The organism is Desulfovibrio sp. 86 (genome assembly GCF_902702915.1).
GTDB lineage: Bacteria > Desulfobacterota > Desulfovibrionia > Desulfovibrionales > Desulfovibrionaceae > Desulfovibrio.
Window position 1 is genome coordinate 1,388,730 of the sequence record NZ_LR738849.1, and the last position, 12,221, is coordinate 1,400,950.

General features: G+C 57.3%; 11 protein-coding genes and 1 tRNA gene. 5 read left to right on the forward strand and 7 right to left on the reverse strand.

Annotation, left to right across the window (positions count from 1 at the left end; all coding sequences use genetic code 11):
- Positions 1–11: 11 nt before the first annotated feature.
- From DESU86_RS05915 to DESU86_RS05925, 3 genes are all read right to left on the reverse strand, one after another.
- Positions 12–1,298: a DUF3644 domain-containing protein gene (locus DESU86_RS05915; RefSeq protein ID WP_179980204.1), complete on the reverse strand. Its 1,287-nt coding sequence runs from the start codon at positions 1,296–1,298 to the stop codon at positions 12–14.
- A gap of 585 nt (positions 1,299–1,883) precedes the next feature.
- Positions 1,884–1,959, reverse strand: a tRNA-Ala gene (locus DESU86_RS05920).
- Between the two features lie 604 nt (positions 1,960–2,563).
- Positions 2,564–3,757, reverse strand: a complete 1,194-nt coding sequence (locus tag DESU86_RS05925; RefSeq protein WP_179980205.1) for a pyridoxal phosphate-dependent aminotransferase — start codon at positions 3,755–3,757, stop codon at positions 2,564–2,566.
- Positions 3,758–3,845: 88 nt separating this feature from the next.
- On the opposite strand from DESU86_RS05925, the gene sfsA reads away from it, so the two are divergent.
- Entirely contained in the window at positions 3,846–4,733 is an 888-nt protein-coding gene (gene sfsA / locus DESU86_RS05930; protein WP_179980206.1) for a DNA/RNA nuclease SfsA, read from the forward strand.
- A gap of 202 nt (positions 4,734–4,935) precedes the next feature.
- On the opposite strand, the gene proB is transcribed toward sfsA, so the two are convergent.
- The 4 genes from proB to rplU all read right to left on the reverse strand — a co-directional run bounded on the left by proB (position 4,936) and on the right by rplU (position 8,415).
- Complete coding sequence (gene proB / locus DESU86_RS05935; protein ID WP_179980207.1) at positions 4,936–6,282, reverse strand: glutamate 5-kinase; 1,347 nt, start codon at positions 6,280–6,282, stop codon at positions 4,936–4,938.
- A gap of 17 nt (positions 6,283–6,299) precedes the next feature.
- Positions 6,300–7,403: a GTPase ObgE gene (gene obgE, locus DESU86_RS05940; protein WP_179980208.1), complete on the reverse strand. Its 1,104-nt coding sequence runs from the start codon at positions 7,401–7,403 to the stop codon at positions 6,300–6,302.
- A gap of 296 nt (positions 7,404–7,699) precedes the next feature.
- On the reverse strand, positions 7,700–7,969 hold the full coding sequence (gene rpmA / locus DESU86_RS05945) for a 50S ribosomal protein L27 (RefSeq protein ID WP_179980209.1): 270 nt from the start codon (positions 7,967–7,969) through the stop codon (positions 7,700–7,702).
- A 137-nt stretch (positions 7,970–8,106) separates the two neighbouring features.
- Complete coding sequence (rplU, locus tag DESU86_RS05950; RefSeq protein ID WP_179980210.1) at positions 8,107–8,415, reverse strand: 50S ribosomal protein L21; 309 nt, start codon at positions 8,413–8,415, stop codon at positions 8,107–8,109.
- Between the two features lie 265 nt (positions 8,416–8,680).
- Here rplU and DESU86_RS05955 point away from each other — a divergent pair, with 265 nt between their 5' ends.
- The 4 genes from DESU86_RS05955 to atpB all read left to right on the forward strand — a co-directional run bounded on the left by DESU86_RS05955 (position 8,681) and on the right by atpB (position 12,122).
- Entirely contained in the window at positions 8,681–10,351 is a 1,671-nt protein-coding gene (locus tag DESU86_RS05955; RefSeq protein WP_179980211.1) for a class I SAM-dependent RNA methyltransferase, read from the forward strand.
- Positions 10,352–10,513: 162 nt separating this feature from the next.
- On the forward strand, positions 10,514–10,867 hold the full coding sequence (locus tag DESU86_RS05960; RefSeq protein WP_179980212.1) for an AtpZ/AtpI family protein: 354 nt from the start codon (positions 10,514–10,516) through the stop codon (positions 10,865–10,867).
- Positions 10,851–11,276 (forward strand): hypothetical protein, encoded by a 426-nt coding sequence (locus DESU86_RS05965; protein WP_179980213.1) that lies wholly within the window; start codon positions 10,851–10,853, stop codon positions 11,274–11,276. Before DESU86_RS05960 ends, DESU86_RS05965 begins: the two co-directional genes overlap by 17 nt.
- Before the next feature lie 141 nt (positions 11,277–11,417).
- On the forward strand, positions 11,418–12,122 hold the full coding sequence (gene atpB / locus DESU86_RS05970; protein ID WP_179980214.1) for a F0F1 ATP synthase subunit A: 705 nt from the start codon (positions 11,418–11,420) through the stop codon (positions 12,120–12,122).
- Positions 12,123–12,221 lie beyond the last annotated feature (99 nt).

The following is a 12,221-nucleotide window of genomic DNA, read 5'->3' on the forward strand; positions in this document are numbered from 1 at the left end:
AAAAATCCCCCCTACTTAACAGACATAATTTGTTTGTACTCGTCCTCGTCAGCAAGTTTTTTGACTAAAAAATCCACCCATTCTTGTGTATACACATAGTCCTTATGTGGCTCATCATATTGGCAATAGAGATGCATGCAACCGTCTGCTTGATGGCCAGATGTGCGAACTTTGTAATATTTCCATGCTTTTGTATGAAGTCCAACTTTAAAAGGTCTTCCAAGCCGCTGTGTTACTTGTTGGCATACTTGGGATGGCTTAAACCGGCCTTGGTTTGCGACTTGGACTCTCTTTTCTTTGATTAAAGTGATTCCCCTTTCAAGGCTAGCGAATTGTTCAGGTTGTGATGGATCATATTTGATAAATTCCATAGCAAGATCGGAAGATGACTTATGATTTCCGAGCTTCGGAACCAAATAAACGCGAAAGCTATATTCAATATTTCCATATATATTATCGGGCAGTGTGTCACGATATGATTCAATAAACTCTTTAAGAAATTTGTAGTGATTGGAATGAAGTTGCTTTGTTGCTTCATATTGCCATTGATTTTTGGTTGAAATGCACTGTAAAGGTATTGATAGGGTGCTGCTTAATGAGTAATAATTTCCAAATTTATTTGTAATTAATTCTTCAAAATTCAGTAAAAGCGCTTGGCATTCTCCGCAAATATCAAAATCAAATATCGGTGAAAATCTATGTTCAATTTTATTTCGAAGGAGTATAAACATTCTTACATTTGCTATAATTGGCTGTGAAAGTTGTTTATAATTATCTAAGCATGTTGATAATTCCCATGCTTTTTTATCTCCATCTATAATCCTGTAATCCCCATTCTCCCTATAATAGTAATCAGTACCTTCATTTTCAAAAATTGCATGCAATAAAGAAGTCCATGCGATTATCATCATAACTGTAAAGCCTTGACTTCTGAAAGAAGTCATTGGTCTATTGTACACATCTACAGCCAAAATTGCAGAATCTCTTGCTTTTTGAACTAAGATTTCAACAGTTGCACTAAGCTGGGGCTTGTATGGGTCGCTGCTATATATTTGGACTTGAGACATCATACGACCGTATTCATCTTCTGAATATGAAAATTCTGTAGAATTAATACGATACTGACCATCGTCCAGAGTCAAAAAAGTTCGCCATTTTTTTGTTGTATACGTGCGTACAGTGCTAACGCTCCACCCTGTGGCCTCAGCAATATCTTTTATTGAAAAATTAGAATTGCTGCCTGATTGCTTCATAAAAAAAGAATAGGATTTCTTTATTCGCTCCATATTTGTTTTCATCAAAATTCTCCCTACTGGTTACAGGGGGCAATTTCATTTTTTTGTACTTTGATGCCTACAAATCCATGTGCAACAATAGAGTTTTTATTTGTTTTCAAATAACACAAAGCAAATACACATTCAACCAATAATTCTTGTTTCCCCGTACTCTTGGCCTTAGGATAATCCCTCTAAGTTTTACATTCAACCTGCATGTAACTTGCTGAAAATAAAGAGCCATTGTCTACATATAAGAGACTTGACAGAGAAAAAAGTAATGCATAGATTTTATATGGTAACAATCTACAGATAGGAGTAGTTATGCCATATGATTTAGATTCAGTTCCACCTTGGGCTGAATGCCCTTGCTGTGGGTGTGGGAAAAAGGCGTTTGGGTTAGAAAAAATTGAGGAAGAATTTGGGTTTCGCAACATGGGAGATGGGCGCAAGATACCGCAATCATATTGTCGAGATTGTCGGAGTGCAGGTTGCGTGGCTGGCTCCCCGTGCAAATGCTCATAGAAGTCGCAATCGAACCCTCTTAAGACGAAAGCACGCAAAACCCCCCGACCATCTTCCGATGATCGGGGGTTTTAATTACCTACATGGTGGAGCTGAAGAGAATTGAACTCTTGACCTCTTGAATGCCATTCAAGCGCTCTCCCAACTGAGCTACAGCCCCACGGCGAAATGCACAATGACTAAAACTGGCCGCTTTGTCAACAACTTCTTGCAAAAAATTGCAGGTTCCGAAAATCCGCTTACCCAGGCTTTGGCGGCGCGGCACTTTTTAGCCTTCACAGCATGCGCAGCCGCAAAGAAGCGCCCCCTCCCTCACAACATGCAAAGCGGCCCTTTTCAGACCAAAAGGCACGCTGGCGTGCCCCCGGGACAAAAAGGGCCGCCTGTCTCGCAGCAACTGCAAAAAACCATCCAGAAGCCGCCCCTGCGGCGACCTGAAAGCGTCACCAAAAACGTCCTGGCTGCCCTCTTCCACAGGTTGTCTCCCTACCCACCAATTGGCTGCACAGGCTTACCCAGGCAGCCAAACCGAATGAGCTCGAGGGAACAACCTTACGAAAGCATTCATAGCATTTTCGCGTTGAGAATATCCATTCCAATGCTTCCAAGACGCCTACTTCGGCGCGTAGCCGCGCAAATAAATAGCGGTACCGTCTTCGCGGCAGCCGTTACCCGAAGGGCTTGCCTGAAGCTGCGCTTGCGCCCCTGCGTCGGGCGTCTGCTCACGCAGCCACCAGAGCAATCTCAAAGTAAAATTGCTCTAGTTAGCGCGTAGCCCCCTGAGCCAGGCGCGCCATTTCCGCGCCCGTCGCTTCCATGGCCCTGGCCAGCACATCGTCCGCCACAGCGTAAGAAAAACGGATGCAGTTATCATCGCCAAAGGCCGCGCCGGGCACCAGAGCCACATGAGCCTTGTCCAGCAGCCAGGTGCACAGTTCGGTAGAATTGTTCACAGCGCCGCCATAGCATTTGCGCACGTCCACGAATAGATAAAACGCGCCGTCGGGCTTGGGACACACGGCCCAGGGCCAGGTCTCAATGGCCTTCATGGCCAGATCGCGCCGCCGCATGAAGGCTTCGCGCATATGGTCAATACATTCTGTTGGGCCGGTCAGGGCCGCAAGCGCCGCCTTTTGCGCAATGGAACAGATGCTCGACGTGCTGTGCCCCTGCATGGCGGATATTTTTTTGATCAGAAGCGGATGCGCGGCCAGAAAACCCACGCGCCAGCCTGTCATGGCGTAGCTTTTGGACATGCCGTTCAGCACCGCCACCTGCTCGGGGTAGCGCGCAAACCAGCCGATGGCGCTGGTCATCTTGGCGGGAGCGAACACAAGCTGGTCATAAATTTCGTCAGACAGCACAAAAATACCGCGCTGTACGGCCCAGTCCATAATGGCGGAGAACTCGGCCTCGGTGTACACCGCGCCCGTGGGGTTACTCGGCGAATTGAGGATAAGCAGGCGGGTCTTGTCCGTCACGGCGGCGTCCAGCATGGACGGCGTCACCTTGAAGTTCTGCTCCGGGCCAGCATGCACGGTTACGGGCACGCCGCCCGCCAGCATGACCATGTCCGGATAGCTCAGCCAGTACGGCGCGGGAATGAGCACTTCATCGCCAGGATTGATGGTGGCCTGCAAAAAGTTATACAAACAGTGCTTGCCGCCAGCGCCAATGACAATGGATTCCTGCGCCACGGGCACGCCATAGGCGCGGCCAAAATACTCGCCAGCGGCCTTGCGCAGTTCCGGGATGCCGGGCACGGCGGTGTAGCGGCAGAAGTTTTCGTCAATGGCGGCCTTGGCGGCCTCACAGACATGCGCAGGAGTGGGAAAATCGGGTTCACCCACAGCAAGGCTGGTGACGGCTACACCCTGCGCCTTGAGTTCGAGGGCACGGCTGTTGACACTGAGAGTCAGAGAGGGTTTGATGCTGCTCAGACGTTCTGAAATCTGCATGAAAGGCTCCTTCCCGAAGGGGGACGCAATGCGGCGTTTTCGGCAAAATTACAGTCGCCATTTTTAGCAGCTTCATCAAAGGGTGTAAATGCGTACAAAAGATCAGCATGCGCCAGCGTCGCAACCTGACGGCTGTCGGCAGACCAGCGCGATCAACGTGAACGCGGCGGCCCAGACGTGCGCCAAGCCCGCGCCGGATACGCAGGCAAAAGGCCCCCTGCTGCCGCTGCCGCAGGACTGCATTGTGGGCAGCTTTGTGCAACGGCGCAAGCGCTTCAGCGTTGAGCTTGCCCTGGACGGCGAACCCCTGTGGGTACACAGTAACAATTCCGGCAGTATGCTGGGCCTTACCCTGCCGGGCAGCCCGGTTCTGGCGTCCCCGGCAGCCAATCCCAACCGCAAGCTCAAATACACGCAGGAATGCGTGTGGCTGGCCCAGACCGCCACACCTGAAAATCCGGACATATTGCCCCTCCCCCGCCAGTCAGCGTGCGGTTTTTGGGTGGGCGTCAACACCAGCGTGCCCAACCGCATGCTTGAAGCGGCCTTTTATGCCGGCCGGCTCCACTTTGCCAAGGGCTACACCAGCCTCGTACGCGAAGCCAAACGCGGCCAGAGCCGCCTGGACGGCCTCATGACCGCCCCCGGGCTGCCGCCCCTGTGGGTGGAGTGCAAGAATGTCACAATGGTTGAGGACGATGCCGCCTGTTTTCCCGACGCCGCCAGTGAACGCGGGCAAAAACATTTGCGTGAACTTATGGATATTGTGGCTCAGGGCGAGCGCGCGGCCATGTTTTATCTGGTGCAGCGCCCGGACGGCCACTGCTTCGCCCCTGCGGATTTCATTGATCCGGACTACGCCCGCCTGTTTTACGAGGCCCAGTCCTGCGGGGTCGAAATGTACCCCTACCGCGCCCTTGTGAGTACGGACGGCATTGACCTTGGCGGCCTCATCCCCTTGCGGCCCGCCCCATAGCAAAGCCGCCCGCAGCAAAGCACGACATGTTACTGCGCCCCGCATTACGGCAAACGCCCCCACCCCCTAAAACGCAATAAGAGTTTTGGGAGGTGGAAGCGTGGGGGAGGGATCCTTTTGCAAAAGGGTCCCTCCCCCACAAAACAAATCAACATGACATCAACCAACCACAACATTTCGCGCGAAATGCACGTTGGCGAGATCAGATGGCCGCGTCCAGCAGCAGGTTGTCCCTGTGGATAACTTCGGGGTAATGGGCATCGCCGAGTATGGCGGCCACCTCATGACGTTTGAGCCCCATGATTTTTTTGAGGTCAGGCGCGCTGTAGTTGGTAAGGCCCACGCCAATGCTTTCGCCATTGTGCAACACGCGCACAAGGCCGCCGCACTGAAAGCCGCCCTCAACCCCGCGCACGCCGCCGGGCAGCAGGCTGCCGCCCTTGTGCAGCAGTGCGCGGGCTGCGCCGTCGTCCACATGCACGCTGCCCGCCGGGTCGGACTGATAGGCCAGCCAGAACTTGCGCCGCGCGATGGCGTGATGTGCGGGCCGCACCCAGGTGCCGCGCTCAAAGGGTTCGTGTCCGGCAGGCGCGGAGCATGCCCCGGCTGCGGCAAAAGCCCTGCCGATGACCGCAGGCTCCCGCCCCGGCAAAATCAGGGTGGGCACGCCCAACTGTGCGGCGCGCCGGGCGGCCAGCAGCTTTGAATACATGCCCCCTGTGCCCACGGACGTCTTGCCGCCGCACAGCTGGCCCAGATCCAGAGCCGCCACATCGTCGATATGATCCAGAACCGGCGCGTCCGGGTGCTTCTGCGGGTCCGCCGCCAACACGCCCGACGAGGAGGTGAGATTGATGAAAAGATCGGCCTCCACCAGGTTGACCAGCAGGCTGGCCAGGCAGTCGTTGTCGCCGAACTTCAGTTCACTGATGGATACGGTGTCGTTTTCGTTGACAATGGGCAGCACGCCCCACTGCAAAAGCTCGGCAAAGGTGTTGCGGGCGTTCAAAAAACGCTGTCTGGCCCGCAGATCGTCCCGCGTGAGCAGCACCTGGGCCGTCGGCATGCCGTGCGCCAGAAAGACCTTGTCCCACGACTGCATGAGCTGGCCCTGCCCCACGGCAGCGGCAGCCTGACGCGCCGCCAGACCCGTGGGCTCCACGGCGCGGCCTCGGCTTGCCAGCGCCGCGCGGCCAGCGGCCACAGCGCCTGACGAAACCAGCACGAGCCGACGCGCGTTCTGGGCAGAGGCGTCCGTGGCATCGGGCGTCGCTGGCTGTCCCGCCGACGTCGCGTCCTCGCCTGTGAGCGGCAAATCACGCAGAAAAGCAAGCTGGGCGGCAAGGCCCTCAAGAACCGCGCTGTTGAGTCCACTGGCATCCGTGAGCACGGCGCTGCCCACCTTGACGACAACCACACGGGCCTGGGAGAGAACGCGGGCACGCTCCTGCTGCCAGCTTTCTGCCCGCTCTCCCTCAGATCGCCCGCCTGCGGGCCGCGTACGCAGCCCTGCTTCAGAATCCGCGCCCTGACCGCGCTGCCTGCTCATATGCGCTCCGTACCCTGCTATTCTTTGGTATAGATAACTTCGATTTCAGGAAATTCCTCTTCCTCGTCCCGATGCACGGCTTCAAGCCGGATCAGGGGCTCATTGCGCGCCGTGGAGGCGCACACCTGCCACAGTTCTTCAACCAGAGGCTCGATACCGATATCGTCGCGGGCCGATATGAAGAATATCTTACGGCCGTCGGCCCTGGCGCGTTCCTTGAGGGATTCGAGACGCTCCGGACTCACGAGGTCGATCTTGTTGACGACTTCGATCTGCTTGCGCTCGCCGAGCTCGGCGTCAAAATTGCGCAGTTCTTCGTTGACCAGCGTAAATCCGGCCCAGGGGTCTTCATCACCCACATCCTCGATGCTGAGAATGTGCACAAGAAAGCGCGTGCGCTCCACATGCTTGAGAAAACGCAGGCCCAGTCCCTGTCCTTCGTGCGCGCCCTCAATGAGGCCGGGAATATCGGCCACAACCATGCGCCTGTCCGGGTCCACCTCATCGATCATGACGCCCAGGTTGGGGGTCAGGGTGGTGAAGGGATAGGCCGCGATCTTGGGTCTGGCCGCAGAAACCCGCGTGATAAATGTGGATTTTCCTGCGTTGGGCAGGCCGATAAGGCCCGCGTCCGCAAGAATTTTCAGCTCCAGCCGCAGGTTAAGTTCTTCGCCGGGCTCTCCGGGCTGCGAAAACCGCGGCGCACGCATGGTGGAAGACTTGAAATGTTCGTTGCCTTTGCCGCCACGCCCGCCCTGGGCCACCAGCACTTCGGCGTCCGGGTCGCTCAGGTCGGCCAGCAGCACTTCCTCGCCCTCTGGGCCCTCGCCATAGACGAGCGTTCCCACGGGCAGGTTCAGCACCAGGTTTTCACCCTTGCGGCCGTCGCACTGACTGCCTTCGCCGGGGCGGCCGTTCTGCGCCTCATACAGACGCTTGAGCCGGAAGTCGTACAAAGAAAGCAAACGGCTGTCGGCTTTGAGATATACCGAACCGCCATCGCCGCCGTTGCCGCCGTCCGGGCCGCCGCGCGGCACGAATTTTTCGCGCCTAAACGACAGGCAGCCATGCCCGCCCTTGCCGGCACGTACCTGAATTCTGGCTTCATCAACGAATCTCATGCTCTATCCTCTGGCCCAATGACGCTCAGGCCCAACGTATACTATATGTGCGTGTAAAACGCCTGCCTGACGGCATGGTCATTGATCTCATGCCCTGCGCCAGCGAACCTGCACAAAACAAAGCTGCACAAAACAAAGCCGCACCGCGCGCAGTGCGTGAAAGCGCCACGGGCAGGCAGCCCCTGAGGGGACTATACCCGCAAAATGCGCGTTAGCCAAAAATTTCATCCGTACAAACACCGAAAGGGAAGAAGCCTTGCGGCCCCTTCCCTTTCGACAAATTCCACGCGGCCGCGTTAGCTGGCGGCCGCCTCCACATGCACACGCGTAAGCACGCGGCGTTTGCGGATATACTTTTCAAAGCGCACCACGCCGTCAATCTTGGCGAACAGGGTAAAGTCCCTGCCCATGCCCACGTTGACGCCGGGAAACACGGTGGTGCCCAACTGGCGCACCAGAATATTGCCGGCAAGAACGCTTTGACCGCCGAAGCGTTTGACGCCGCGTCGTTGTCCTGCACTGTCGCGGCCGTTACGCGAAGAGCCGCCTGCTTTTTTATGAGCCATAGTAGCCTCCCTGGTGCGCTGAACTACGGTTCAGCCGGGCGAATAAATTTTTGCTCGCCATAACAATAAAAGCCTTGCGGCTGCCATTGTCGGACATCGGGGCGTTCACCCTCACGCCCGCCGGAACCTGAAAGGTTCTAGCCGTTGATGCTCTTGACGCGAATGGTGGTGAAGTCCTGACGATGACCGCGCATCTTGCGCGAGTCATTGCGGCGCCAGCGCTTGAACACCTTGATCTTGGGGCCACGTCCGTGATCCACCACTTCCGCCGTGACAGCGGCACCGGCAAGATAAGGAGCGCCAATTTTACATTCAGCGCCACCGACCATCAGCACCTTGTCCAGGGAAATTTCGCTTCCGGCCTGAGCCGCGAGCTTTTCCACAACGATTTTGGAACCTTCTTCAACGCGGTACTGTTTTCCGCCGGTTTCTATAATCGCGTACATGATATCAACCTCCAAAAAGAGAAAGGCATATTTGCCCCATTGCACGGCAAATGTCAAGCGCCTTCCGCAATTTTTCGGCAAGGACGCGCCGCCACCGCCAAAAGACGGGGCATGCAGCCGCAGGGCGCTTGTACATCAAGCCGCCGCCAGGCACAAGCAAAAATCACGGATCGTGTCACAAACCGCACAAATCTGGTTCGCACAGGCCATTTTTCAAGATAGTTTTTCTTGGCATGCGGCCTTCACACTGCTATATTTCCCTGCAATGAACGACAATATTCTCACCCTTCAGATAGAAAATTTGACCCACGACGGCCGAGGGCTCGCTCGCGCCCACTGCCAGCACGTCCTGACGACCAATGAGCAAAAAGCTCACGCAGGGCGCACCCGCAACCAGGGAACCGTAATCTTTGTCACAGGCGGCCTGCCCGGCCAGACTGTGCGCGCCCGCGTCATCAGACGCAAATCCAGTTTCATCGAAGCGGAAGCGTTGGAGGTTGTGCAGCCCGCGCGCCATGCCGTGCCCGCCATCTGCCCTCATGACGGACAGTGCGGCGGGTGCCCGCTGCAAACCATGCCCTATGCCACCCAGCTCCACTGGAAGCGCCGCATTGCCCTTGACGCCATGATACGCATCGGCGGCATGGAAGCTGATCAGATGGAAAGCCTGCTTACCGAAGTCCAACCCTCGCCGGCCATGCGGCGCTACCGCAACAAGGTGGAACTGGCCTTTGCCGGAGGCGGCCAGGAGCCGCTGACCATCGGCATGCGCCGCCGCAGCGGACGCGGCGTCATTTCCGTGCCGCACTGCGCCCTCATGTCGGTCGAAGCGCGCGGCATGGTGGACATGATGACCGGCCTTGCCGCCCAATCAGGCCTGCCCGCGCACACGCCCAAGGACGCAGCCAGGTACCGCCTGGACGGCCAGGGCACGGACGAGGCGCACGACAACCAGCTCAACCTTGACTTCCAGACAGGACGTGCCGAGCGATCGCCCGGCAAACCCAAGCGGACACGCATGGGCTGGCGCTCGTCCTCCGTTGCGGCGATGGAAGCCGCCGAAAGCCGCAAACGCGGCAGCGGTTTCTGGCGCTTTCTGGTTCTGCGCAGGGCGCTGGACTCCGATTTGCGCGGCCCCCGCTGGTGGGCCTTGTGCATCACAAGCCCCGGCACCCCTGAGCAGCAGGCCATGGTGCGCTCCATCGGGCAAAAGCTTTTGAAAACCTTTCCCCTCTTGTCGGGCTTTGTGCATGAAGAGCGCGCCAGCGAAGACGCGCTTGTGCTGGGACAAAAGCGCGTTGCCGTGCTTGGCAACACCGGCGAGGCCGACCCCGCCGCCGCGCGCCTTTGGCTGCCCCTTGCCGGTGAACATTTCTGTCTTGACGCGGCCTCGTTTTTTCAGGTCAACACAGCGGCGTCGCAAGTCCTGGCCACTATGGCCGTGGACATGTTCGAGCGCCACGTGCATCAGGACAAGCCCTCCCTGCTTGACCTCTACTGCGGGGTCGGCGCTCCCGGGCTTCTGCTGGGCAAGCGCTGCGGCCGCCTGCTCGGGCTGGAGCAGGACGCAAGGGCCGTGGCTCTGGCGCGGACCAATGCCAAACGCATGGGCCTTGACCACTGCGTCTATGAGACGGGCGACGCCGGTCTTCACCTGGACAAGCTCGCCCCCCTGCAGGAAAATTACTGGAGCCAGACAGAACACTGGGACGCAGTGCTGGTGGACCCGCCGCGCGCCGGTCTTGCGCCCCGTGCGCTCAACGCCCTCTTGCGGCTCAACGCGCACACCATCCTCTATATATCATGCAATCCGGCGACCCTGGCCAGAGACGCGGCCCGACTGCGCGGCGCCTACAGGCTGGCGGAGATGCGCGCTGTGGATCTTTTTCCCCATACGCCGCATATCGAGTGCCTGACCCTGTGGCAAAGCCTGTAAATGCGCATGACCCGCATCTTTCCGCGGCGAAGCCATTGACGCGGCCTGAAGGCTGTGATAATTTACACAGCGTTGGGGCTCTTGACATTGCCACCCTTAACGCGCGAATAGTATGCGGATATTGCGGCCCGACACAAAGGACGCAGGCAGCGCGGAGGTAGCATGTCATTCAAGGACTTTCTGAAGCAGCAGCAAAGCGGCCTTGAAGCCATGGCGAATACCGGGGTTATCGGCCTGCATCTGGTCAGCGGCCCGGCGGTTGGTTTTGCCATAGGCTACGGCATAGACTACTGGCTGCACACGAGCCCCTGGGGCAAACTGATTTTTCTGTTTATTGGCATTGCCGCCGGTTTTCTGAATGTTTACCGCGACACCAAGGCATTGCTGCGAAAGATCGCAAGGCAGGACGCAGAGCGTAAAGGCCTTGCACAGCCGCCCGACGGCGCAAGCGCCCCCACGGGGCAGGGCAAGACGGAGAGCCGTGACCGACAGGAAGAGCATGATACACAGCCTTGACGCATGGCTCTGGCGGCGCGGCATTGACCACCCCGCCGTGCGCGTGATGGTGCGCAACGAGTTTCTGCTTACCGCCTTTGTTCTTCTTGCAGGGGCACTGTTGTTCACGGTAATGCCCTGGGTACTCTGGTTTGGCGTGGGACTGGCCATCATGGCCTGGACATTTTGGGGTCTGGCGCGCTTTTTTCTGCGCCGGGGGCTGGGCGACTACAGCACGGCTTTTTTGCGCATCGTTCTGGTGCGCTGGCTTGGCAGGCTTATTGTGGTGGGGGGCATTCTTTATATTTCCCTCATCGAGTGCCAGGCTCCGGTATTTGCCCTTGTGGGGGGCATGGTGTCGGGCGGATTTTTCGCCCTTGCGAGCTTTGCCCTGGCAGCGCGCGCCATCAGGCGCAGCGCGAACAACTAGGGCGCACGCGCACTGGTCCGCAGCACGCGCAAGGGCGCATGCGCCGCCAGTAGGGCGGCACGAAAATTTCAGGGGAACGGCCTTAGGGCTTTACATCAACGCAGCGCCGCAATGGCGCGCATCGACCAGGAGGCAGGGCTCATGGCAGGTGGTTTGCCGCATCCGGTATTGCTCTCCACATTTATGGGCATGGACGAAATCGCCATCGGTGGACAGATGGTGGAGTTCAAGCATGTGTTCTACTCCTGGGTCTGTATGGCCCTCCTGTTTACTGTGGCCTTGATCATGCGAAGACGCCTGACCCTCGTGCCGGGCGGCTTGCAGAACTTTTTCGAGGCACTGGTAGACACTGTTGAAAACTTCATCATCGCGACCATGGGCGAGAACGGGCGCAAGTTCGTGCCGCTGCTGGCGGGCATTTTCATCTACATTTTCGGCATGAACCTCATGGGTCTGGTGCCCGGTTTCGACGCACCCACGGCCAACCTCAACACCACGGTCTGCATGGCGCTTTTTGTGCTCGTGTTCTACAACGCCGTGGGTCTCATCCGCTGGAAAACGCACTACATCCACCACTTCACCGGGCCTTCCAAGTTTCTTATTCCGCTGATGTTCCCGCTGGAAGTGGTGTCGCACCTTTCGCGTCCGGTTTCTCTCTCCCTCCGTCTTTTCGGCAACATCAGGGGTGAAGAAATCGTTATGGTGCTGTTCTTCGTCATGGCGCCCATTCTGGGCACCCTGCCCATCTACGCGCTTTTCCTTCTGGGCAAGACCATGCAGGCCTTCGTGTTCTTCATGTTGACCATGTTCTACATCAAGGGCGCTCTGGAAGCACCCGAACACTAGCCTTGCACAGGGCGGCCTTCCGCCCTCCCCGCCGGATCATCCGCGGGCGTCCTTCGCCGGACGTAAAACAGGCGCTGCATAGTGGGGAATGGTCGTTTA